This is a genomic window from Pseudomonas sp. B21-047 (genome assembly GCF_024748775.1).
GTDB lineage: Bacteria > Pseudomonadota > Gammaproteobacteria > Pseudomonadales > Pseudomonadaceae > Aquipseudomonas > Aquipseudomonas capeferrum.
The window spans coordinates 556,051-578,232 of record NZ_CP087169.1 but is presented as its reverse complement, the minus strand read 5'-3'; the positions used below and the strand labels follow the sequence as shown (position 1 = coordinate 578,232).

Genomic DNA, 22,182 nt, shown 5'->3' with positions numbered 1-22,182 from the left:
TGCTGCACGCCTGCGGGTCAGCCGATCCAGTGATAGACCGGCGCATCCGCGCCGCTTTCCACCTTCACATCACTGCTGTGGCGCAACCGCACCAACAGCCGCTTACCTGCCGCCGTACTGCCCGCCAATCCCTCAAGGCGGTCCAGCAACTCCGGTCCGTTCATCTGCCCCGCCTGGCGCAAAACCTGGCGCGCTGCCGCCCAATGCCCGTCATCCTGCCTCGGCGCCGACGATGGGGTGGCCGCTGCTTCAGCCACAACCGGAACCTCGATCTGCCGCCCCAACTGCGCCCACTCGGCCGGGTCCATCTCGATGGTCAGGTCCACTGGCCAGTCACCAATCTGTCCACGAATTCTCACGATCTTTTCCTTGAGCACAGTTCAATGTGGCCATGCTACAGCAACATGAAACCTGCACCACACAGGCTGGCGGCGCAGAGAAAAGTTGTTATAACATTACCAAACCATCCCCAGCCTGCTCCTGGAGCCTTCCATGCGTCGTCTGCTGCTCGCCTTGCCCTTCGCCCTGCTGCCCCTTTCCATGGCGCATGCCCACGATGACCATGACCATGACCACGCCCATGGCACCCTCGGTGCCCACGAGCACGGCGTGGCCAAGCTCAATGCCGTGCTGGATGGCAGTACCCTGGAGCTGGAGCTGGACAGCCCGGCCATGAACCTGGTCGGCTTTGAACATGCCGCCAGCAGCGATGCCGACAAGGCCAAGGTGGCCGCCGTGCGCCAGCAACTCGAACACCCCTTGCAACTGTTCGGGCTGGCCGCGGCTGCCGGCTGCAAGGACGATGCACAAGCGCTGGAAAGCCCCCTGTTCGGCGACGCGCCGAAAGCCGACGACGATGGCGACGAACATGAGCACGGCCACCAACACAGCGACATCGGTGCGCATTATCAACTGACCTGCGCGAACCCGGACACGCTCACCCAGATCGACCTCGCCCCCCTGTTCAAAGCCTTCCCGGCAACCCAGAAGATCAACGTACAACTGATCGGCCCGACAGGCCAGAAAGGCGTGGAAGCAACGCCTGCCAAGGCTGCGGTCGCGTTCTGAATGGGCCAGCCGCTGATCGAACTGCATGACCTGGTCTTCGCCTGGCCAGGTCAGCCGGCCCTGCTGGATATTCCCGCCTTTCATCTGGCGGCCGGCGAGGCGCTGTTTCTCAAAGGCCCAAGCGGCAGTGGCAAGACCACCCTGCTGGGCCTGCTGGGCGGGGTGAACCTGCCTGTCCAGGGCAGCATTCGCCTGCTTGGCCGCGACCTCGGCAGCCTCGGCCAGGGCGCGCGCGATCGCTTCCGGGTCGACCACACCGGTTACATCTTCCAGCAGTTCAACCTGCTGCCGTTTCTTTCGGTGCGCGAGAACGTCGAGCTGCCCTGCCGCTTCTCGCGTAGCCGAGCCACACGGGCCGCCGAGCGCCATGGCAGCGTCGATAACGCTGCCGCCACGCTGCTTGCCCATCTGGGCCTGGGTGACCCGGCCCTGCTCGCCCGTCGCGCCGACAGCCTGTCGATCGGCCAGCAGCAACGGGTTGCCGCCGCACGGGCACTGATCGGCCAGCCCGAACTGGTGATCGCCGACGAACCGACCTCGGCCCTCGATGCCGACACCCGCGAAGCGTTCATCCGCCTGTTGTTCGACGAGTGCCGCGCGGCCGGCGCCAGCCTGTTGTTCGTCAGCCATGACCAGAGCCTGGCCCCCCTGTTCGACCGGCACCTTTCCCTGGCCGAACTCAACCGCGCCGCCAAGCCCCGGGAGGCCTGATGTACCTGCTTCGTCTTGCCCTGGCCAGCCTGGCCAACCGCCGTTTCACCGCCTTCCTTACCGCCTTCGCCATCGCCTTGTCGGTGTGCCTGCTGTTGGCCGTGGAGCGGGTACGCACCGAGGCCCGCGCCAGCTTCGCCAGCACCATCAGCGGCACCGACTTGATTGTCGGCGCCCGCTCGGGGTCGGTGAACCTGCTGTTGTATTCGGTGTTTCGTATCGGCAACGCCACCAACAACATCCGTTGGGACAGCTACCAGCACTATGCCCAAGACCCACGGGTAAAGTGGGCGATCCCCATTTCGCTCGGCGACTCGCACCGCGGCTATCGCGTGATGGGCACCACCGGCGACTATTTCAGCCATTACCAATATGGCCGCAGGCAGCACCTGGAACTGAGCCAGGGCCGTGCGTTCGCCGATGACCCGTTCGAAGTGGTGCTCGGCGCCGAGGTGGCCGAGGCGCTGCACTACCGGCTCGGCGACAAGCTGGTGCTGGCGCATGGCGTGGCGGCCATCAGCCTGGTCAAACACGACGACAAACCCTTCACCGTGGTCGGTGTGCTGAAACGCACCGGCACCCCGGTCGACCGCACCCTGCACATCAGCCTGGGCGGCATGGAGGCCATTCACATCGACTGGCACAACGGCGTGCCGGCCCGTGGCGCGGGGCGCATCAGCGCCGAACAGGCCCGTACCATGGACCTGCAACCCGCCGCCATCACCGCGTTCATGCTCGGCCTGAACAGCAAGATCGCCACCTTCAGCCTGCAACGGGAAATCAACGAGTACCGCAACGAACCCTTGCTGGCGATTTTGCCCGGGGTTGCCCTGCAAGAACTGTGGAGCCTGATGGGTACCGCAGAGCAGGCGCTGTTCGTGGTTTCGCTGTTCGTGGTGCTGACCGGGTTGATCGGCATGCTCACAGCCATTCTTACCAGCCTCAACGAACGCCGGCGGGAGATGGCGATCTTGCGTTCGGTAGGTGCCCGCCCCTGGCATATCGCCGGACTGCTGGTACTCGAGGCGCTGTCGCTGGCAGTGGTGGGGATCGTGGCCGGGCTGGGGCTGTTGTACGCTGGCATCGCCGTGGCGCAGGGCTATGTGCAGGCCAACTACGGCTTGTTCCTGCCACTGGCCATGCCCAGTGCGCACGAGTGGACGCTGTTGGCTATCATCCTCGGCGCAGCATTGCTGATGGGCAGCGTGCCGGCCTGGCGTGCCTACCGGCAGTCGCTGGCCGATGGCTTGTCGATTCACCTTTGAGAACCGTCATGACCTCAAACCTCACCGCCTGCTTCGCGGGTTTACCCGCGAAGCGGCCAGTGCACGCCGTGCACATCGTCCTGCTTGTGCTGCTCACGCTGGCGTTACCTGCCTGGGCCACCGACCCTCGCGAACTCGACTGGCCCGCATTGATCCCCGAAGGCGCACCCGTCATCCCGCCGCAGCTGGCGCCACTGCATGACCTGTCACAACTGAGCGACGCCCTGTCTGCCGAGTCGGCCCCCGCCGCCCACCAGCAGGCGCCGAATGCACCGGTGGTGCAAAGCCTGGACGGCCAGCAGATCAAACTGCCCGGCTACATCGTGCCGCTGGAAGTCAGCGAGGAAGGCCGCACCACCGAGTTTCTGCTAGTGCCCTACTACGGCGCCTGCATCCACGTGCCCCCGCCGCCGTCGAATCAGATCGTGCATATTTTCAGCGAGATGGGCGTGCGCGTCGAAGACCTCTATCAGCCCTACTGGATCGAGGGAAAACTGCAGGTCAGAGCCTCCAGCAGCGAGCTGGCCGACGCCGGATACCAGATGGAAGCCGAGAAAATATACGCTTATGAGCTGAAGTGAGAACTGTTTCGAATTCGTTACGACGCTTCTTTGAGCTGGATCAAACTTTCTGTTTAGACGCCTCCGTACCATTGGACTACTCGATTATTAATGTCCTCTGGGAGCTTCCATGAACAAGTCCTTGCTTGGCGCCTCGCTTGTGGCCCTCGCCCTTGCCGCCCCTGCCGCCCACGCCTACCAGGCGGGCGATATGATTCTGCGCGCCGGCGCCATCACTACCGCACCGAACGAAAGCAGCGGCGACCTGAAGTTCGATGGCAACAAGGTGTCGGGCACCAAGGCGACCCTGGACAGCGACACCCAGCTGGGCCTGACCTTCGCCTACATGCTCACCGACCACATCGGCCTGGAGCTGCTGGCGGCCACCCCGTTCAAGCACACCGTCGGCGTCAAGGGCCTGGGCGGCGGCCTGGACGGCAAGCTGGCCGACATCAAGCAACTGCCACCGACTCTGTCGCTGCAGTACTACCCGATGGAGCCCAACTCCAGGTTCCAGCCGTATGCCGGCGTGGGCATCAACTACACCCTGTTCTTCGATGAAGACCTGAGCAGTGCACGCAAGCAACAGGGCTTCAGCAACCTGAAACTGCAGGATTCAGTGGGCATCGCTGGCCAGTTGGGCATGGACTACATGCTGACCGACAACCTGCTGGTCAACGCCTCTGTCTGGTACGTCGACATCGACACCAAGGCCAGTGTCAACGGCCCGACCGCACTGGGCTACAGCAAGACCAAGGTCGACGTCGACGTTGACCCGTGGGTGTACATGGTCGGCCTTGGCTACAAGTTCTGATCCCGGGCCGGGAGGGCGGCCACGGCCGCGCTCCCGGTGCTCGACACTAGCCAGCAGCCCAGCGCTGTGGCACTGATCCCCGCCCCCAACCCGCACACCGCAGCCCATCCCCAACGGGCATAGACCCAGGTCGCCAGTACCGCACCCAGGCCGCTACCCAGCGAATAACAGCACATGTAGGCGCCAATCAGCCGGCTCGCCAGGGCGCTGCGCCCGGCCAACAACAGGCTCTGGTTGGTGACATGCACCGCCTGCACCGCGAAATCGAGCAATACCACGCCCAGCAGAAACGCCAGTAGCGAGTGCTCGACGAACGCCGTCGGCAGCCACGACAGCGTCAGCACACCCAAGGCCAGACCGGTGGTGCGATCGCCCCGCCCTTGGTCGGCCAGGCGGCCGGCCCGGGCAGCGGCCAAGGCCCCCGCCACACCCGCCAGGCCAAACAGCCCGATCTGGGTATGGTTGAGCGCCAGGGGTGACGCACTCAGCGGCAGCACCATGGCGCTCCACAGCACGCTGAAGGCGGCGAAGATCAATAATCCATACAACCCTCGCTGGCGCAGCAGCGGGTCTTGTCTGAACAAAGCAAACAGCGAGCCGATCAGCGCCAGGTAACTGGACCGCTGCGCCGCAGGCCGGGTGCCAGGCATGCCGTTCCAGAGCAGCCCGGCCATCAGCACCAGCACCCCGGCTGCGGCAAAATAGACGACGCGCCAGCCGGCCACGTCGGCGACCACGCCAGACACCAGGCGCGCCAACAGAATGCCCAGCACCACCCCGCTGGTGACGGTGCCCACCGCCTGCCCCTGTTGCGCGGGGGTGGCCAGGGTCGCGGCATGCGCCACCATCACCTGCACCATGACCGCCATCAGCCCGACCATGGCCAGCGCCACCAGCAGCACCGCCCAGCCCCAAGCCATGCCGACCGCCACCAACGCCAGCGCCGAAACCAGCAATTGGCCGATGATCAGGCGCTTGCGGTCGATGAGGTCGCCTAACGGCACGATCAGCAGCAAGCCCAGCGCATAACCCGCCTGGGTAGCACCTACCACCCAGCCGATGCGCTGCTGCCCTACCCCAAGGTCCAATGCCATCGACTCAAGCAGTGGCTGGGCGACGTACACGGTGGCCACGGCCATGGCACAGGTGAGCGCCAGCAACAGGGTCATCGCTTGGGTCAGACGAGGGGGTGAAGCGCTTGAGGCGTGCATGGCGTATCCCTCCGAACTGGTTTCAAATTAAAACCACATGTGGCTTTCTAGCAAATGTGGTTTTAATCTGCAACCAGAACAACCGAAGAGTCTTCGCTGATGCTTAACGAAACAAACGCACAATGCCCGGTAGCCCGAGCCCTCGAAGTGCTCGGTGACCGCTGGGCGCTGATGATCTTGCGCGATGCCTTCGATGGTTTAGGCCGCTTCAGCGAGTTTCAGAAAAACCTGGGGCTGGCCAAGAACATCCTGGCGTCACGCCTGAAGTTGCTGGTCGAGAGTGGCTTGCTGCAGCTGCAGCCGGCGCCGGATGGGAGTGCCTACAAGGAATACGTGCTGACCGAGAAGGGCCGTTCGGTGTTTCCGCTGGTGATTGCCTTGCGCCAGTGGGGTGAGCGCTTTTTGTTCGAAGCGGGTGAGGCGCGCTCAGCACTGCTGGAGCAGGCCACAGGGCAGGCGATCGCCCCGCTGCAAGTGCGCACTGAGGATGGCCGGGTGTTGCGGCCGGAAGATTGCCAGCGCAGGTTGGTGCGCCACGGATAACTCCGTGACCACCTTCCCACAGCGTCAGGCGGCTTTCAGGCCTTGCCGAGCAGCCGGGACAAACCTTCGACCAACGGCGTTGCCTGCGGGAAGTCGAAGCGCGCCAGCAAGCGCTGATTATCCGCCCGTGAGTGGCGGATATCGCCCGAGCGTGCCGCGCCATAGCTGATCGCAGGCAGGCTGCCGATCACCTTCTCCAGCGCCGCCAGCAGTTGGTTGAGCGACGTGGCCTGGTTCAGCCCGATATTCACCGCCCCCTCCTCGACCTGCTGCTGCTCCAGCGCCTGGATCATCACTTGCACCAGGTCCCCGACATAGAGGAAATCGCGGGTCTGCTCGCCATCACCGAACACCGTGATCGGCAGCCCTTGGGTGGCGCGCTCGCTGAAGATGCTGATCACGCCGGAATACGGCGAGGAAGGGTCCTGGCGCGGGCCGAAAATATTGAAGAAGCGGAAAACCACCGGCTCCAGGCCATGCTGACGGCGGTAGAAATCCAGGTACTGCTCACTGGCCAGCTTATCCACAGCATAGGGAGTAAGCGGTGCCTTGGGCGTGTCTTCGGCTATCGACTCGCCTTCGCCGTTGTTGCCGTACACCGCAGCGCTGGACGCGAACAGTACCCGGCGCACACCGTGCACGCGCATGGCTTCGCAGACATTGAGGGTGCCAATGAAATTGCTCTGGTGCGTCTTTACCGGGTCTTCGACCGAGGCCTGCACCGACGCCACTGCCGCCAGGTGCACCACTGCGCTGCAGCCCGCGGCCGCACGCGTGACCAAGCCGGCATCGGCGACATCGCCTTCGATCAGTTCCAGGCGCGGGTGCGCGATCTGCAGGTTGTCCCGCCTGCCGGTGGACAGGTCGTCGAGAATGCGTACGGCGTAACCCTTGTCCAACAGCGCATCGCACAGGTGAGAGCCTATGAAGCCGGCACCGCCGGTGATCAGGATGGGGGCGTCAGCCATGGCGGTAGAAACGGTCCAGTAGAGGTGGCAGGCCAGCGCGCCAGGCGCGCGGCTTGATACCGAAGGTGTGAAGGATTTTCTTGCAGGCCAGCACTGCGTGCTGTGGCTCTTCGCTGGCATCCGGCCGTGCGGCATGGGCCTGCGGCGTGGGGGCCTGCACCGCCAGCTGACGGTACTGGCCGGCCTCGGCAAGAATCGCCTGCCCCAGCGCCAGCGGCGTGGTCGCCTCGTTGCCAGCGTAATGGTAGGTGCCCCACAGCGGTGCGCTGCAATCGAGCTGCTTGAGCACCGACAGGATCACCCGGGCCGCATCGTCGACCGGCGTCGGGTTGCCGCGCCGGTCATCGGCCAGCAGCAACTCCTGGGGTTGCTCGGCACGGGTCAGGAAGCGCCCGAGCGTGCCGTCGACGCTCTCGTCGAGCAGCCAGCCAAAGCGCAGCAGCACATGTTGCGGGCACGCCGCACGCACGCTCTGCTCGATACGCCAGAGTGCCTGGCCACGCAGGCCCAGCGGCACCGGCTCGTCCTTCTCGCTGTAGGCCGTAGCCCGCGAGCCATCGAAAACCCGGTAGCTCGAAGGCTGCACCAAGGTGATCTGGTGGTGCTGGCACAACTCTGCCAGCCGCTCCACCGCCCGCTCCTGCTGGGCCAGGCGCTGCTCGCTGACCGACTCGGCCTGGAACCAGTCGAAGTAATAGGCCAGGTTGACCAAGGCATTGGGGCGGTGATCGTCGAGCAGCTGAGTGAGGCTGGCCGGGCCCCAGCCGTTTTCCGGCGGGCGCGGTGCCAGGAATGCGATGTCCTCTTCAGCCCCGAGACGAATCAGCGCTTGCCCGAGGGCATTGCCACCACCCAACAGCATTAGGCGCATACGCATAGAGTCAGCAGATCCGGAGAGGTTGATTGAGGGAAAGGGGTCATTTTGCGGTTTCCTGCCCGGGAAGTCCAACACGGGTGGGTGGCTGCCCTGCCGCCATCCCCTGCCCTTGCCAAAACCTATTCGATCTCGAACAACCCATTACTCAACGGCCCCACACTCAACCGTTCGCGCACGTCGTCATCGATGCGCGGGTCATCCGGCCGGTACAGCTTGACCTGGCGATAGGCATTGATGCGGTTGATCTCTTCGCCCAGGTACTCCCACACCACGCGGGTGCAGGCCGGGTTGCGCCGGTCGCCGCTGGAGACACCGGTCTTGAGGCCGTTCAGGCGGGTGATGCGGCTCTTGAAGCTGGGGATGAGGATGGTCTGGCTCATCTCGTTGAGGGTCAGCGACTCGTAGTCGATCAGGAACATTCGGTCTTGCAACTGAAACGCCGCGCCCAGGTAGCGGCAACGCACCTCGGCGTGCAGGTCGGTGGCGCTGCTGCGCTCCTGACGTTCCTGGCGTTCGAACAGGAAGCGGCCGCGCTCTTCGCGCAGGTGCACCAGCGACAGCAGCACCGAGCCCGGTACCGACATGCAGTTGGAGTACTCGAAGTAGTAACCGCAGTAGCGCGACAGGTTGCCGGCGTGCTCGTGCAAGGGCCGGAACAATTCACTGATCGGGTCGCTGGGCTGGTCGGCCACGGCCGACACCCGCGCACCGATCAGCCGGGAGAACTGCTCGGGGGGCACGTTCAGTTCGTAATCCTCGACGCCGAAGAAATCGCCGATGCGCTTGAGGTTGAACGCCGTCGGACGGCTCTGGCCGCTCAGGTACTTGTTGAACTGGGCACGGTTGATCGACAGCTGCCGGCAAACTTCCGAGATAGAGCGGTAGTGGCTGCAGGCCAGTTTGAGGTTGGTAGCGAAATGCTCGCTCATGCAGAAGCTTCCAGGTGACGCGAATGGCGCAAGTGTAGCATCAAGTCGCATCAACTCAGAACAAAATGCGAAATTGTAACCACTCTTGTCATAGCCAACCATGCGCCCCAACGCATAGCGGCGCGCCTGCCGCCCGCTGTCTTTCCACACGAAGAATAAGAATCGAGGTCATTTCCCAATGCTCGAAGCACTCAACGATTTCCTCTCGGGGAAACTACTCATCGTGCTGATCGTCGGACTAGGCAGCTACTTCACCATCCGTTCGCGGTTCGTGCAGTTCCGTCATTTCGTGCACATGTTCAGTGTGTTCAAGGAATCGCTGCGCGGCCAGGCAGGCCAGCTGAGTTCGTTCCAGGCCCTGATGCTGAGCCTGGCCGGCCGCGTTGGCGCCGGTAACATCGCCGGTGTCGGTATCGCCGTGACCCTTGGCGGCCCGGGTGCCGTGTTCTGGATGTGGGTCACCGCACTGGTGGGCATGTCCAGCAGCTTCTTCGAATGTACCCTGGCCCAGGTGTACAAGCGCGCCGATGGCGATGGCCTGTACCGTGGTGGCCCGGCCTACTACATTCAGCACGGCCTGAAACTGAAAAGCATGGCCGTGGTGTTCTCCATCCTGCTGCTGGTTACTTATGGCTTCGCCTTCATGGGCTTGCAGTCGTACACCGTGACCCACTCGCTGGAAAACGCCTTCGGCTTCGCGCCGAGCCACACCGGTATCGCCCTGGCGGTGCTGCTGGCCGTGGTGTTCATCGGCGGCATCAAGCGTATCGCTGCCGTGTCGGACCTGTTGGTACCGATCAAGACCCTGGCCTACATCGGCGTAACCCTGTACGTGATCGGCACGCAGATCGAACACGTACCTGCCATGCTGGAAACCATCTTCAAGAGCGCCTTCGGCCTCGACCCCGCGTTCGCCGGCCTGCTCGGCAGCGCCATCGTCATGGGCGTGAAGCGTGGCGTATTCGCCAACGAAGCGGGCCTGGGCAGTGCACCGAACGTTGCCGCGGTGGCCGCGGTGAAACACCCTGGCGCCCAGGGCGTGGTCCAGGCGTTCAGTGTGTTCCTCGACACCTTCGTGATCTGCACCTGCACCGCGCTGTTGATTCTGCTGTCGGGCTTCTACACCCCGGGCTTCGAAGGTGATGGCATTGTCCTGACCCAGAACTCGCTGGCCGCCGTGGTTGGTGACTGGGGCCGCCTGTTCGTCAGCGTGGCGCTGTCGCTGTTCGTGTTCACCTGCATCCTCTACAACTACTACCTGGGCGAGAACAGCCTGCAGTTCCTCAGCCGCAACCGCGTGGTGCTGCTGGTGTTTCGCGCCTTGGTACTGGCGTTGGTGGTGTGGGGTTCGGTGCAAGACCTGTCGACCGTGTTCGCCTTCGCCGACATCACCATGACCTGCCTGGCCTTCGTCAACCTGGTGGCCCTGGCCCTGCTGTTCAAGGTCGGCCTGCGGGTGATGCGCGACTACGACGACCAGCGCAAAGCGGGCATCAAGCAGCCGGTGTTCGACTCTGCCAAGTTCGCCGACCTGGACCTGGACCGCGACGCCTGGCCTGCCAACCCGCAGGTGGAAACAGCCACTGACAAAGCCGTTGGCCAAGCCCAGCCGCAACGCTGATACTCTCCCCTGCCCAGCCGCCCCACCTGCGGGCGGCTCTTCTTTCTCCGCTCACCGCTACGGATGTTCTCCATGCGCGCAGTAAAGAATCTTCTCGTCCTGTACACCGGCGGCACCATCGGCATGCTCGAAACCCCTGAAGGCCTGGCGCCAGCGGGCGGCTTCGATGCACGGATGCGCGAGCACTTCGCGCAAATGGCCGATGCCCCCCAGTTGCAGTGGACATTGCAGGAAATGAACCCGCTGCTCGACAGCGCCAACATGCAGCAGCACAACTGGCTGGCCATGCGCGATGCCATCGTCGAAGCGGTGGACGTTGCCGGCCACGATGGCGTACTGGTGCTGCATGGCACCGACACCCTCGCCTACAGCGCGGCGGCGTTGTCGTTCCTGCTGCTTGGCTTGCCGGCGCCGGTGCTGCTGACCGGCTCGATGCTGCCAGCCGGCGTGCCCGGCAGTGATGCCTGGGACAACCTGTGCGGCGCGCTGCGCCAGTGCGAGCAAGGCCTTGAAGAGGGCGTGCAGCTGTACTTCCACGGCCAGTTGCTGCATGGCTGCCGGGCTTCGAAGCTGCGCAGCGAGGCCTTCGATGCCTTTGCCGCGCTGCCGCGTCATCGCGACGGTGAGCGTGCCACTGCCCTGCCTGCCGAGCTTGGCTACAAGCACCCACGCCAGCCGGTCAACCTGGTGCTGATGCCGGTGTTTCCTGGCTTGCAGGCCGAGCATTTGCGGGCGCTGCTAGACAGCGGCGTGCAAGGGCTGCTGCTGGAGTGCTATGGCAGCGGCACGGGGCCATCGGATGACCAGGCCTTGCTGGAGGTGCTGCAGGCGGCCCGTCAGCGGGGTGTGATGCTGGTTGCGATCAGCCAGTGCCCGGAAGGGTCGGTGGTATTCGATACCTATGCAGCGGGCAACCGCCTGCGTGGCGCAGGCCTGGTCAGCGGTGGCGGCATGACCCGTGAAGCGGCGTTGGGCAAGATGTTTGCGCTGCTGGGGGCGGGGCTGGATGCTGCAGCGGCAGAGCAGTGGTTTGCGCTGGATCTGTGCGGCGAGAGGGGTTGCTCCGCGAAGAGCCCCGAACAGTCAGAATAAAGTGGCGGAAGGCAGCGGGAGTCGAACCTGCCCGGGAACGGCTGCCGCCCCCAACCGGGTTTGAAGCCCGGCCGCGCCACCGGGCGCGATTGCCTTCCTTGAACTCAGTGCCTGGCCTGCTGCTGGGCCAGGGCGCTGTCGGCGCGGATGTAACGCTGGTCGGCCACCCTGCGGGTCAGGCCGATGCGGTCGAAATACTCCAGAATCTGGACACTGCGTTTGCGACCGATGCCCAACATATCGCGAAACGCTGCCACCTGCACTATCGGCGCTTCATTCGCCTGGCCAAGCAGCAACGCGGCCATGCGCTGTATCGTCGCCGCCGGGTAAAACAGGTCGCGTACCACCTGGTGCACCAGCCCGAGCCTTGCCAGCTTGCGCAACAGCAGGCGTACATCCGCTTCGGCGCAGCCCGCTTCATTGGCCAAGGCCCTGACCCACGGTGGGTCGAATTGCCCCTTCAGCAAACGTGGCTCCAGCCTCGCCCACAATGCATTGTCGGCCTCGCTCAACTGCACCTTGTGATCGGGCAGATGCAACCAAGGCCCGCTGCTGGAAGCCTGCCCTTCATCGAGCAGTTCATCCAGCAGGCTGACAAACGCCGGGCGCTCCAGTGGCAAAGCCGCAAAGCGTCGCAAGCGGTCGCGGTCCGGGCCGAGCTGGTCGGGCTCCTGCTGGTGAAACAGCGCCAGCTGCGCCAGCAGTTGCTGCTTGAGGGCGCACCACTGGGCGTTGGCAAACAACAACGGCCCCTGGCGCGTGGCTATCACCTGCACATCCGCCGGCAACTGCCAGCTGGCCCGCAGGCGGTTGAACTGCCGCTCCAGCCGCTGCGGGTCAAGCCCTCCGGCAGCGGTGGCAAGCAAGGCCGGTAACGCCTGCTCCAGATCCTCGGTATCACGCAGCACCTGCAACTGGCGCAGCCGGGGCTCGCTGCGACGCTGCCGGCTGGGCGCAAACGGGTCGAGTACCCGCCCGCCCCCCAGCGTGCGCTGGGCGCGCTGATCGCGCAGCACCAGCCGATCGCCATGCACGGCCTGCAGCGGCGCGTTGAGTAGCAACTGGGCATACATGCGCTGGCCTGCCTGCAGTACTTCGCCTTCGAGCAATGCCACGCGGGCAGTCACATCCTGGGTGCCCAGGTGGACGTGCACGGCGCTGAAATGCTCGAACGGGCGGGGCTCACCGGCAAGCAGCGTGAGCTCGATATCCACCCGGACACTGGGCGCATGCAGCCACTCGGGCACCAGCCAGTCACCCCGGTGTACCTGCTCGACCGCCAGCCGCTCGGCCGCGATGTTCAACGCCACCCGCTGGCCCGCTTCGGCCACCAGCGCCGCTTGGCTCTGCGCATGCAGGCCACGCACGCGCACGGGTTTGCCCGCTTTGCCCAACAGCAAGGTATCGCCGGCACGGACCTGGCCGGCCAATGCCGTGCCGGTGACCACCACGCCGGCACCGGAGACGGCGAAGGCACGGTCGATGGCCAGCCGAAAACCACCGCGCACACTGCGCTGCCGCACGCGCCCTTGAGCCTGCAGCAGCGCCTGGCGCAACGCCGCCACCCCCTCGCCCGTGACGCTGGAAAGGGCAAATTGCGGCGCGCCCGCATATGGCCCCGGCGCCAGCAGCGCGGCAACCTGCGCTTGCACCTCGGCCACCCGCGCGGGCGCTACCCGGTCGCACTTGCTGACCGCCACCAGTGCCTGGGGGATGCCCAGCAATTGAATGATCGCCAGGTGCTCGCGGGTCTGCGGCATGACGCCGTCGTCTGCGGCCACCACCAGCAACACCAGGTCGATGCCGTGGGCACCGGCGAGCATGTTGTGGATAAAACGCTCGTGGCCGGGCACGTCGATGAAGCCGGTCAGCGGCGCACCTTCGGCCAGGGCTGCATAGCGGTAGCCGAGATCGATGGTCATGCCGCGCTCGCGCTCTTCCTGGCGATGGTCACCCGCCTGCCCAGTCAGGGCCTGCAGCAGCGCGGTCTTGCCGTGGTCGATATGGCCGGCGGTGCCAACGATCACTGCACCGGCCCCAACTGCAGGGCCGGCAGTTGCGCCAACCACTGGGCTTCGTCGTCCAGTTGGCGCAGGTCGAGCCACAGTGCATCGTCGTCGATGCGCCCGAGCACCGGTACCGGAAGGTTGCGCAAGGCCCGCTCCAACACATGCAGGCTACGCCCGCGCAGCTTCTTCGACACCCGCGGGCGCAGGCACAGCGCGGCGCTGGGCAGGCGTGCAACCGGCTGGCTGCCACTGCCGATCATGCCCAATGCTGGCTCCACGCTGACGGCCCACTGTGCGTCGAGGCGAGCCTTGAGTTCCGGTGCCAGGCGCTCGGCCTGGGCCTGGATTTCGGCCTGGCTGCGGGTCAGCAGGCGCAGGCTGGGCAGGCGCTCGGCCAGCCGGTCGGGGTTGCGGTACAGCGCCAGCACCGCCTCAAGCGCGGCGAGGGTGATCTTGTCGACGCGCAGCGCGCGTTTGAGGGGGTTTTTCTTGATCTTGGCGATCAGCGCCTTGCGCCCGACGATGATCCCGGCCTGCGGGCCGCCCAGCAGCTTGTCGCCGCTGAAGGTGACGATATCGGCGCCGTCGGCCAGGGCCTGGCGCACGGTCGGTTCGGCGGGCAGGCCCCAGCGGGTCATATCGAGCAGGCTGCCACTGCCCAGGTCTTCGAGCAGGGGCAGGTCATGTTGGTGGGCAATGTGCGCAAGTTCGGCGGTGGGCACCTGAGTGGTGAAGCCCTGGATGCTGTAGTTGCTGCAGTGCACGCGCATCAGCAGGCCGGTACGCGGGTTGATCGCGCCTTCGTAGTCGCGGGCATGGGTGCGGTTGGTGGTGCCGACTTCGTGCAGGCGCACGCCGGCGCGGGCCATGATGTCGGGGATGCGGAAGGCACCGCCGATCTCGATCAGCTCGCCCCGGGAGATGATGCCCTCCTTGCGCGCGCCCAGGCTGTTCAGCGCCAGCAGCACGGCGGCGGCGTTGTTGTTGACCACGGTGACGGCTTCGGCGCCGGTCAGCTCGCGGATCAGCCCTTCGATCAGGTCGTCGCGGTCACCGCGCTTGCCGGTGGCCAGGTCGAACTCCAGGTTGAGCGGGTAGCGGGCTGCGGTCTGCATGGCTTCGATGGCCTCTTCCGGCAACAAGGCGCGGCCGAGGTTGGTGTGCAGCACGGTGCCAGTGAGGTTGAACACGCGGCGGACCTGGCTGCGTTGCTGGGTGGCCAGGCGCTCGCCGGTGCGGCCCAGCAACACGTCTGCGGCCAGTTCGGCGGTGCTGAGTTGGCCTTGCCGGGTGGGTTCGCGCAGGTCGTCGAGCAGTTGGCGCAGCGTATTCAGCACGGCGTCGCGGCCATGCCGGTCGATCAGCGGGAGGCAGGCCGGGTGGCGCAGGAGGGTATCGATGGAAGGCAGGCGTGGGGCGTTATCGGCGAGGCTTGAAGGCATCAGGTACTACCTTGAGCTGGTCCGTTGTCTGTTCTGGCCCCGCGAAGGGGCGACTCGAACTTGCAGTGTAGACACTCAGCCACCACCCGGCGCCAGCATCAGGTTCGGTGCCAGGCGTTGAAAGCCTTCCTCATCCAAGCGCATATCCAGTGCCAGGCTGGCCAAGTCATCGGCCAACGGCTCGGCCGCCGCATCGTTTTCCAGGTAACTCTGCTTCAGGTAGCTGTTGCACCCCGGGCAGCACTCGGCCCGCAGCGGCGCCTTGCCCGGCGCGTGGCGATCATCCTCCAGGCTGGTATAGCGCAGGCCCTTGCTCGACTCGCAGTACACGCACTTGACCCGCACCACATGCCACTCGCAGGCACACAACGAACACGCCAGGTAACGCAGGCCGTTGTGCTTGCCACGGTTGCGCACCACCCCGGCCATCGCCGGCGAGCCGCACGCCGGGCACTGGGCCTGGCTGCCAGAGGGCTTGAGCTCGGCGGCCGGCAGCGCCAGCAGCCAGCTGAACCACGCGGCTTGTAGCGCGGCGCCGAGAAACGGCACCAACGCTGCCGGCACGGCGTCGAACTGCCCAGCCAGCAAGGCGATGCCCCACCCCTTGCGCTGGCTGTCGTCACTGTCGCGCAGTGCCTGCAACGCCACAGCCAACGGGCCGCTGGCCTCTTCGTCAAAGTGCTCGATCAACGCCTGCATCCACACCAACCACGGCCCTTCGCGCACCAGGCTGTCGGCTGCAAGGGGCGGCAGACCATGGCTTATGCACAGGCGCTGACGCGCTTCGGCCACCGGTAAACCACTGGGCGGGCTATCCACAAGCTGCTGCTGGAAGCGGCACAGCCAGGCGATCAGGCGCAGGTAATCGCCAAGGGCATTACCCACTGCCAACTGCTCCAGCCGCTCGGCACGCTGGGCGAACAAGTCCTTGGGCGGCAGATGAATGAACGGCGGCGCCACCGCCGACGCTTCGATCTGCCCGGGTTCGAGTATCGTGCTCACACGCTCATCCTTCTTTACGTCCGTGATCGCCCGGCGTCTTGTCGCCAGTCACGTCGCGGTACCACAACTGATGGTGTTTGCGCGCCCAGGCGCGGCTGACCCAGCCATGCAGCATGGCGCCGATCGAGCCTTTGATCCAGATACCGGCGTAGATGTGCACGATGATGCTGAGGATCAGCACGAAGCCTGCCAGTGCATGGGCAAGCGACGCCACGCGTATCGCGCCAATATCGAAGTAATGGCTGAAATACGCGCGCCAGATCACCACACCGCTGATCAACAGCACCAGCATGCACACCAGCAGCGTCCAGAACAGCAGCTTCTGCCCGGCGTTGTACTTGCCAATAGGCGGCACGCCGTCTTCCCGGTTGACCATCACCCGGTCGATGCGGCGCAGCCACAGGCGGTCGTTGGCGGTGATGAAATTGGCGCGCCAGAAGCGCACTACCAGGCCAAGGAAGAACACGAACATCGCCACGCCCATGAACGGGTGCAGGATGCGTGTCCAGGGCCCGCCGCCGAACAGGTGGCTGAGCCAGAACAGCGCCGGGTGGAACAGCGCCAACCCGGAAAGCCCGGCCAGGAAGAACAGGATGGCGACGATCCAGTGGTTGGTCCGTTCGTTGGCGTTGTAGCGCAGGATGGGTTTGTTGTCGTTCATGGCCGCTGCTCCCCTTGCCCACCGGGCTGCTTCGGATCGTAGACATGCACTGCCGGGTCCACCTGGTGCACGCTGTCATCGGGCGGCGTGGGGTGTTCGTCCTCTTCGACCCGCTGCGGGCCGACCCGCACATAGTGGAAGAACCCGGCCAGCACCGCCGCGCCCATGGCCAGTAGCGCCAGCGGTTTGGTGATGCCCTTCCACAAACCCACCAGCGGGCTGATCACCGGTTGGTCCGGCAGGCCGGCGTACAACGTGGGCGTGTCGGCATGGTGCAGCACGTACATCACGTGGGTGCCGCCGACGCCGTCCGGGTCATACAGCCCGGCGTTGTCGTAGCCGCGCGACTTGAGGTCGACGATACGCTCGGCGGCATGCACCTTCATCTCGTCCTTGGTGCCGAACACGATCGCCCCGGTCGGGCAGGTTTTCACGCAGGCCGGCTCCAGGCCCACGGTCACGCGGTCGGAACACAGGGTGCATTTGTACGCCTTGTGGTCCTTCTGCGAGATGCGCGGGATATTGAACGGGCAGCCGGTGATGCAGTAGCCGCAGCCGATGCAGTGGTCTTGGTTGAAGTCGACGATGCCGTTGGCATGCTTGATGATTGCCCCCGGGCTCGGGCACGCCTTCAGGCAGCCTGGTTCGGCGCAATGCATGCAGCCGTCCTTGCGGATCAGCCACTCCAGGTTGCCGTCGTCGCGCTCGTGCTCGGTGAAGCGCATCAGGGTCCAGGTCTCGGCGGTGAGGTCCTGGGGGTTGTCGTAGGTGCCGTGGTTGTGGCCGACCTCGTCACGCAGTTCGTTCCACTCCGAGCACGCCACCTGGCAGGCCTTGCAGCCGATGCACTTGGTGGTGTCGATCAGCTTGGCGACTTCCTGCTGCTGGCGTACCGACGGCGGTACGGTGGTGGTGGCCGAGCGGGCGATGATGTCTTGGCTGGCCATCAGAGTTTCTCCACTTTGACGAGGAACGACTTGGACTCCGGCGTCTGGGTATTGCCATCACCCAGGAACGGCACCAGGGTGTTGGTCAGGTAGCCGTGCCGGGTCGCCCCGGTGAAGCCCCAGTGCAGTGGGATGCCGATCTGGTGCACGGTCTGGTTGTTGACCTGCAGCGGGCGAATCCGCTTGGTCACCACCGCCACCGCATCGATATGGCCGCGCTTGCTCGACACCCGCACCCGGTCACCCGCCTTGATGCCTTTCTCGTTCGCCAGCACCTCGCCAATCTCGACGAACTGCTCGGGCTGGGCGATGGCGTTGAGCCGGCAATGCTTGCTCCAGAAGTGGAAGTGCTCGGTCAGCCGGTACGTGGTCGCCGCGTAGGGGAATTCATCATGGGTGCCGAGGGTGTCCCACACCGAATCGAAGATCCGCCCGGCCGGGTTGCTGGTGGCCTTCTTGTTCTGCGGGTGCAGTGGGTTGATGCCGATCGGTGTTTCAAACGGCTCGTAGTGCTCGGGGAACGGGCCTTCGGCCATCTTGTCGATGGCGAAGAAGCGCGCCACGCCCTCGGGGTTCATGATGAACGGGTTCATCCCGGCTTCCGGTGGCGAGTCGACCTTGAAGTCGGGCACGTCGGTACCGGTCCAGGCCTTGCCGTTCCACCACACCAGGCGCTTCTTCTCTGGGTCCCATGGCTTGCCTTGCGGGTCGCTGGAGGCACGGTTGTAGAGGATGCGGCGGTTGGCCGGCCAGGCCCAGGCCCAGTTCTGAACCTGGTGCATGCCATACGGGTCGCTGTTGTCACGGCGGGCCATCTGGTTGCCTTGCTCGGTCCAGCAGCCGGCGAAAATCCAGCAGCCCGACGCCGTGCTGCCGTCGTCCTTGAGCTGGCCGAAGCCCGACAACTGTTGCCCGCCCTTGAGCACGGCGCCGGTCGGGTCGGTGACGTCGGTCACGGCCCAGCCGTTCATTTCCTTGGCCAATTCCTCCGGGGACGGCTCTTCAGGGATTTTGTATGGCCAGCTGATGTTCATCAGGGGATCGGGGTAGGCGCCGCCCTCGGCCTGGTAGCGTTGGCGCAGGCGCAGGAACAGTTCACTCATGATGTGCACGTCGGTGCGGGTCTGGCCTGGGCCGTCGGCGCCCTTCCAGTGCCACTGCAGCCAGCGGCTGCTGTTGACCAGCGAGCCGTCCTCCTCGGCAAAGCAGGTGGTGGGCAGGCGGATCACTTCGGTCTGGATGTTGGCCGTGTCGACGTCGTTGAACGGCCCGGCGTTGCGCCAGAACTCCGAGGTTTCGGTGGCCAGCGGGTCCATGATCACCAGCCATTTGAGCTTGGCCAGCGCTGCGGTGACGCGGTTCTTGTCCGGCAGCGCGGCGATCGGGTTGAAGCCCTGGCAGATGTATCCGTTGACCTTGCCCTGGCTCATCATCTCGAACATGCGCAGCACGTCGTAGGCCGGCACGTCGAGCTTGGGCAGCCAGTCGTAGCCCCAGTTGTTTTCTGCCGTGGCATTGGCGCCATACCAGGCCTTCATCAGGCTGACGTGGAACTTGCCGTAGTTCTGCCAGTACGACAGCTGCCCCGGGCGCAGCGGCTTGGAGGCGCGCTTGTCGATGAAGGCGGCGTAGTCCTGTTCGGCATCGCCGGCCAGGGTCAGGTAGCCCGGCAGCGAGTTGGACAGCAGGCCGAGGTCGGTCAGGCCCTGGATGTTGGAGTGCCCGCGCAGGGCGTTGACCCCGCCGCCCGGCATGCCGACGTTACCCAGCAGCAACTGGACCATGGCCGCACTGCGGATGATCTGCGCGCCGATCGAATGCTGCGTCCAGCCCAGCGCATAGAGAATCGTCATGGTCTTGCCCGGTGCCGAGCAGGTGGCGATCTCTTCCCAGATCTTCATCATGGCGTCCTGCGGCATGCCACAGGTCATGCTGGCCAGTTCCGGGGTGTAGCGGCTGTAGTGCTGCTTCATCAACTGGAACACGCAACGCGGGTGTTGCAGGGTTGGGTCGACTTTGGCAAAGCCGTCCTCCCCCAGCTCGTAGCCCCAACCGGACTTGTCGGCATACACGCGCTTGGCGGGGTCGTAGCCGCTGAACAGCCCGTCCTCGAAGCCATAGCTTTCTTTGACGATGAACGACACGTCGGTGTAGTTGCGCACGTATTCGTGCTGGATCTTGTCGGTGCTCAGCAGGTAGTTGATCAGCCCGCCCATGAAGGCGATGTCGCTGCCGGTGCGAATCGGTGCGTAGTAGTCCGCCACCGAGGCGGTACGGGTAAACCGCGGGTCGACCACGATCAGCCGCGCCTTGTTGTGCGCTTTGGCCTCGGTCACCCACTTGAAGCCGCACGGGTGCGCTTCTGCTGCGTTGCCACCCATCACCAGGACCAGATTCGCGTTGGCGATATCGGACCAGTGGTTGGTCATGGCGCCACGGCCGTACGTCGGGGCAAGACTTGCCACCGTCGGGCCATGTCAGACACGTGCTTGGTTATCGAACCCCAGCATGCCTGTTGCGCGGATGACCTTGTGGGTCAGGTAGCCAGCCTCGCTGGAGGCGGCGGAGGCAGCGAGAAAACCGGTGGTGAGCCAGCGGTTGACGGTTTGCCCCTGGGCGTTTTTCTCGATGAAGTTGGCGTCACGGTCCTGCTTCATCAGGTGGGCGATGCGGTCGAGCGCCTCGTCCCACTCCACCCGCACCCACTCCTTGCTGCCCGGCTTGCGCACTTCGGGGTACTGCAGGCGGCTCGGGCTGTGGATAAAGTCCAGAAGGCCTGCGCCTTTGGGGCACAGCGTGCCGCGGTTGACCGGGTGGTCGGCGTCGCCTTCGATGTGGATGATGTTCTGTTTGACGTTTTTGCCCGCATCGCCCTGGCTGTACATGATCAGGCCGCAGCCGACCGAGCAGTAGGGGCAGGTGTTGCGGGTTTCGATGGTGTGCGCCAGCTTGAAGTGGCGTACCTGCTCGGCGAAGGCCGGCGTCGGGGCCATGCCCAACGCCGCCAGGCTAGAGCCTCCAAGGCCGACGGCGGCGACCTTGAAGAATTGCCGACGGTTGAGGTCCATCGTGCACTCCTGATCAGGTGGTGGGCGCACGGAACATGGCCGGCGCCTTTTGGTAGTCACGGTGACGGTTTTGACGGCCGCCAAGGGGTAAGACTAGTCAAGAATTGGGAAGGTGCGATGACGTGGGTCAGGGGAGGTGTTGGGGATTGGTGTGGGGGCTGACAGGTGCTCGCCACAACAGCTTCAGCGCCTGTGAGATCGAGCGCCGCCCGCGCGGCGCATCGCGACGCAAGGCCGCTCCTACATTTGTTTCGGGCCAATTATTCCTGAGGCATTGGCGCGCGCCCCCTTGGTGTTCGCCTCGATATTGCGTCGTGCGAACAAGGCGGTCGCGCGCAAATGTCACAGACCTCATTGGCCCGAAACAAATGTAGGAGCGGCCTTGCGTCGCGATGCGCCGCGCGGGCGGCGCTCGATCTCATAGGCGCTGAAGCTGTTGTGGCGAACACCCCGTGCCCACCCTTTTCTCCCGACATGCACCTCACAGCCAACAAACCCATCCGCCGTAAGACATTTCTGAACCTGAAACCAAATGCTACAGGTTCCAGCCACTTAGGAATTACCCTACACGCACTGCTGAAGTATCGCTGTTGTCGGGGAAATGCCTCAGGGATAACGTTTTCGGGTCGCTTCGGCGGCCGGGTGTGAGAACCCGACTGATACAAGGCATCGTCGTTATGGCGGCCGTACGCGGGCAGGCTTTGTCCTGGCCGAGTTTTGCCTTTGTTCCTCGGTTTCTCACCCCGCGTGCGGCTGCCACCTCAATCCGTGAGAAAGATTCAGGTGGCAGTTCCTTAAACCGAACAAAGGTTGCATGCCATGAAAAAGATCGTCCCAGACCCACCCCGCCGCAAACCGATCACCACCCCATTCTTCACCGTCCAATCCGACATGTACCCACCCCATGCCCTCGCCCACGTTAGCGAGCTGCTACGCGGCGTCATCGAAACCATCGACGACCATTGCCGCGCCCACGCCAGCGAACCTGGCCTGAACATGCTGAGCAATGCCTTGCATGCCAGCGAGATCGCCCGTTCGCTGGTAGAGCACGTACACAACCGTCTCTATGGCCAACAGGCCGAGGAGTGAGCCCATGGCCGACGAACCCAAGCCCCTCACCACCGCGGGCCTGGCAACCTTCCTTGATGTGGGCAACCCATCGTTGAACTTGCTGCGTGTGCAGCCTGGCATCCCGATTGATGTGGCATATGAGCAGGTGTCGGTGCTGCTGGGCTACATCAAGCACCTGGTGCGTGAAGGCGATATGGACGATGACCACAAGTTGCTCGGCGCGGCTGACTACCTGAGTGTCCTGGCCAAGGCGTTGATGGACGATATCGAGTTAGCCAAGAACCGGTTGCATTGATCTCACTGGCCTCTTCGCGGTAAACCCC

General features: G+C 64.6%; 21 protein-coding genes and 1 tRNA gene. 10 read left to right on the top strand and 12 right to left on the bottom strand.

Features of this window, described 5'->3' with window-relative positions:
- Window positions 1–17: 17 nt before the first annotated feature.
- Window positions 18–359: a hypothetical protein gene (locus tag LOY26_RS02620; RefSeq protein ID WP_186665491.1), complete on the bottom strand. Its 342-nt coding sequence runs from the start codon at window positions 357–359 to the stop codon at window positions 18–20.
- A 133-nt stretch (window positions 360–492) separates the two neighbouring features.
- On the opposite strand from LOY26_RS02620, the gene LOY26_RS02615 reads away from it, so the two are divergent.
- From LOY26_RS02615 to LOY26_RS02595, 5 genes are all read left to right on the top strand, one after another.
- Entirely contained in the window at window positions 493–1,068 is a 576-nt protein-coding gene (locus tag LOY26_RS02615) for a DUF2796 domain-containing protein (protein ID WP_258714356.1), read from the top strand.
- Window positions 1,069–1,779: an ATP-binding cassette domain-containing protein gene (locus LOY26_RS02610; RefSeq protein WP_258714355.1), complete on the top strand. Its 711-nt coding sequence runs from the start codon at window positions 1,069–1,071 to the stop codon at window positions 1,777–1,779. It abuts the gene before it with no gap.
- The gene (locus LOY26_RS02605; protein ID WP_186661126.1) at window positions 1,779–3,044 is read left to right on the top strand and encodes an ABC transporter permease; all 1,266 of its coding nucleotides are present in this window, start codon (window positions 1,779–1,781) and stop codon (window positions 3,042–3,044) included. Before LOY26_RS02610 ends, LOY26_RS02605 begins: the two co-directional genes overlap by 1 nt.
- Window positions 3,045–3,052: 8 nt before the next feature.
- On the top strand, window positions 3,053–3,625 hold the full coding sequence (locus tag LOY26_RS02600) for a DUF3299 domain-containing protein (protein ID WP_189673439.1): 573 nt from the start codon (window positions 3,053–3,055) through the stop codon (window positions 3,623–3,625).
- Window positions 3,626–3,734: 109 nt separating this feature from the next.
- Window positions 3,735–4,418, top strand: coding sequence for an OmpW family protein (locus tag LOY26_RS02595; RefSeq protein ID WP_014589498.1), 684 nt, complete (start codon window positions 3,735–3,737; stop codon window positions 4,416–4,418).
- Here the strand turns inward: LOY26_RS02595 and LOY26_RS02590 are convergent.
- The gene (locus tag LOY26_RS02590) at window positions 4,406–5,629 is read right to left on the bottom strand and encodes an MFS transporter (protein ID WP_186661128.1); all 1,224 of its coding nucleotides are present in this window, start codon (window positions 5,627–5,629) and stop codon (window positions 4,406–4,408) included. The two genes, LOY26_RS02595 and LOY26_RS02590, sit on opposite strands and share 13 nt — an antisense overlap.
- A 99-nt stretch (window positions 5,630–5,728) precedes the next feature.
- Here LOY26_RS02590 and LOY26_RS02585 point away from each other — a divergent pair, with 99 nt between their 5' ends.
- Window positions 5,729–6,172, top strand: a complete 444-nt coding sequence (locus tag LOY26_RS02585; protein ID WP_258714354.1) for a helix-turn-helix domain-containing protein — start codon at window positions 5,729–5,731, stop codon at window positions 6,170–6,172.
- A 35-nt stretch (window positions 6,173–6,207) separates the two neighbouring features.
- Here the strand turns inward: LOY26_RS02585 and LOY26_RS02580 are convergent, their stop codons facing one another.
- From LOY26_RS02580 to LOY26_RS02570, 3 genes are all read right to left on the bottom strand, one after another.
- Window positions 6,208–7,140, bottom strand: a complete 933-nt coding sequence (locus LOY26_RS02580; RefSeq protein ID WP_033703465.1) for an NAD-dependent epimerase/dehydratase family protein — start codon at window positions 7,138–7,140, stop codon at window positions 6,208–6,210.
- Window positions 7,133–8,017: a sugar nucleotide-binding protein gene (locus LOY26_RS02575; protein ID WP_186661130.1), complete on the bottom strand. Its 885-nt coding sequence runs from the start codon at window positions 8,015–8,017 to the stop codon at window positions 7,133–7,135. Before LOY26_RS02575 ends, LOY26_RS02580 begins: the two co-directional genes overlap by 8 nt.
- Window positions 8,018–8,136: 119 nt before the next feature.
- Window positions 8,137–8,946 carry a helix-turn-helix transcriptional regulator gene (locus LOY26_RS02570; protein WP_033703468.1) on the bottom strand — a complete coding sequence of 270 codons (810 nt, stop codon included), beginning with the start codon at window positions 8,944–8,946 and terminating at the stop codon, window positions 8,137–8,139.
- A 178-nt stretch (window positions 8,947–9,124) separates the two neighbouring features.
- Between LOY26_RS02570 and LOY26_RS02565 the strand changes: the two genes are divergently transcribed.
- Window positions 9,125–10,567 (top strand): sodium:alanine symporter family protein, encoded by a 1,443-nt coding sequence (locus LOY26_RS02565; protein WP_033703469.1) that lies wholly within the window; start codon window positions 9,125–9,127, stop codon window positions 10,565–10,567.
- A gap of 72 nt (window positions 10,568–10,639) precedes the next feature.
- Window positions 10,640–11,659 carry an asparaginase gene (locus LOY26_RS02560; RefSeq protein ID WP_408980754.1) on the top strand — a complete coding sequence of 340 codons (1,020 nt, stop codon included), beginning with the start codon at window positions 10,640–10,642 and terminating at the stop codon, window positions 11,657–11,659.
- Between the two features lie 2 nt (window positions 11,660–11,661).
- Here LOY26_RS02560 and LOY26_RS02555 read toward each other — a convergent pair.
- From LOY26_RS02555 to fdnG, 7 genes are all read right to left on the bottom strand, one after another.
- A tRNA-Sec gene (locus tag LOY26_RS02555) sits at window positions 11,662–11,757 on the bottom strand.
- A 6-nt stretch (window positions 11,758–11,763) separates the two neighbouring features.
- Window positions 11,764–13,686 carry a selenocysteine-specific translation elongation factor gene (selB, locus tag LOY26_RS02550; protein WP_258714352.1) on the bottom strand — a complete coding sequence of 641 codons (1,923 nt, stop codon included), beginning with the start codon at window positions 13,684–13,686 and terminating at the stop codon, window positions 11,764–11,766.
- A complete protein-coding gene (selA, locus tag LOY26_RS02545) occupies window positions 13,683–15,110 on the bottom strand; it encodes an L-seryl-tRNA(Sec) selenium transferase (protein WP_258714351.1) in 1,428 nt (475 codons plus the stop codon). The genes selB and selA overlap by 4 nt, the downstream gene beginning before the upstream one ends.
- Before the next feature lie 75 nt (window positions 15,111–15,185).
- A complete protein-coding gene (fdhE, locus tag LOY26_RS02540; RefSeq protein ID WP_258714350.1) occupies window positions 15,186–16,112 on the bottom strand; it encodes a formate dehydrogenase accessory protein FdhE in 927 nt (308 codons plus the stop codon).
- Window positions 16,113–16,116: 4 nt separating this feature from the next.
- Window positions 16,117–16,773 carry a formate dehydrogenase subunit gamma gene (locus LOY26_RS02535; RefSeq protein ID WP_186661160.1) on the bottom strand — a complete coding sequence of 219 codons (657 nt, stop codon included), beginning with the start codon at window positions 16,771–16,773 and terminating at the stop codon, window positions 16,117–16,119.
- Window positions 16,770–17,720, bottom strand: a complete 951-nt coding sequence (gene fdxH, locus LOY26_RS02530; protein WP_186665514.1) for a formate dehydrogenase subunit beta — start codon at window positions 17,718–17,720, stop codon at window positions 16,770–16,772. Before fdxH ends, LOY26_RS02535 begins: the two co-directional genes overlap by 4 nt.
- A complete protein-coding gene (gene fdnG, locus LOY26_RS02525; protein WP_186665516.1) occupies window positions 17,720–20,788 on the bottom strand; it encodes a formate dehydrogenase-N subunit alpha in 3,069 nt (1,022 codons plus the stop codon). Before fdnG ends, fdxH begins: the two co-directional genes overlap by 1 nt.
- An 819-nt stretch (window positions 20,789–21,607) precedes the next feature.
- Between fdnG and LOY26_RS02520 the strand changes: the two genes are divergently transcribed.
- Window positions 21,608–21,877 (top strand): hypothetical protein, encoded by a 270-nt coding sequence (locus LOY26_RS02520; RefSeq protein ID WP_186661166.1) that lies wholly within the window; start codon window positions 21,608–21,610, stop codon window positions 21,875–21,877.
- Window positions 21,878–21,881: 4 nt separating this feature from the next.
- Window positions 21,882–22,154 (top strand): DUF3077 domain-containing protein, encoded by a 273-nt coding sequence (locus tag LOY26_RS02515; RefSeq protein WP_033697742.1) that lies wholly within the window; start codon window positions 21,882–21,884, stop codon window positions 22,152–22,154.
- Window positions 22,155–22,182: the final 28 nt, after the last annotated feature.

Coding starts and splice junctions, on each gene's coding strand:
- LOY26_RS02615 (WP_258714356.1), top strand. CDS start 493: ATGCGTCGTCTGCTGCTCGCCTTGCCCTTCGCCCTGCTGCCCCTTTCC.
- LOY26_RS02610 (WP_258714355.1), top strand. CDS start 1,069: ATGGGCCAGCCGCTGATCGAACTGCATGACCTGGTCTTCGCCTGGCCA.
- LOY26_RS02605 (WP_186661126.1), top strand. CDS start 1,779: ATGTACCTGCTTCGTCTTGCCCTGGCCAGCCTGGCCAACCGCCGTTTC.
- LOY26_RS02600 (WP_189673439.1), top strand. CDS start 3,053: ATGACCTCAAACCTCACCGCCTGCTTCGCGGGTTTACCCGCGAAGCGG.
- LOY26_RS02595 (WP_014589498.1), top strand. CDS start 3,735: ATGAACAAGTCCTTGCTTGGCGCCTCGCTTGTGGCCCTCGCCCTTGCC.
- LOY26_RS02590 (WP_186661128.1), bottom strand. CDS start 5,629: ATGCACGCCTCAAGCGCTTCACCCCCTCGTCTGACCCAAGCGATGACC.
- LOY26_RS02585 (WP_258714354.1), top strand. CDS start 5,729: ATGCTTAACGAAACAAACGCACAATGCCCGGTAGCCCGAGCCCTCGAA.
- LOY26_RS02580 (WP_033703465.1), bottom strand. CDS start 7,140: ATGGCTGACGCCCCCATCCTGATCACCGGCGGTGCCGGCTTCATAGGC.
- LOY26_RS02575 (WP_186661130.1), bottom strand. CDS start 8,017: ATGCGTATGCGCCTAATGCTGTTGGGTGGTGGCAATGCCCTCGGGCAA.
- LOY26_RS02570 (WP_033703468.1), bottom strand. CDS start 8,946: ATGAGCGAGCATTTCGCTACCAACCTCAAACTGGCCTGCAGCCACTAC.
- LOY26_RS02565 (WP_033703469.1), top strand. CDS start 9,125: ATGCTCGAAGCACTCAACGATTTCCTCTCGGGGAAACTACTCATCGTG.
- LOY26_RS02560 (WP_408980754.1), top strand. CDS start 10,640: ATGCGCGCAGTAAAGAATCTTCTCGTCCTGTACACCGGCGGCACCATC.
- selA (WP_258714351.1), bottom strand. CDS start 15,110: ATGCCTTCAAGCCTCGCCGATAACGCCCCACGCCTGCCTTCCATCGAT.
- LOY26_RS02535 (WP_186661160.1), bottom strand. CDS start 16,773: ATGAACGACAACAAACCCATCCTGCGCTACAACGCCAACGAACGGACC.
- fdxH (WP_186665514.1), bottom strand. CDS start 17,720: ATGGCCAGCCAAGACATCATCGCCCGCTCGGCCACCACCACCGTACCG.
- LOY26_RS02520 (WP_186661166.1), top strand. CDS start 21,608: ATGAAAAAGATCGTCCCAGACCCACCCCGCCGCAAACCGATCACCACC.
- LOY26_RS02515 (WP_033697742.1), top strand. CDS start 21,882: ATGGCCGACGAACCCAAGCCCCTCACCACCGCGGGCCTGGCAACCTTC.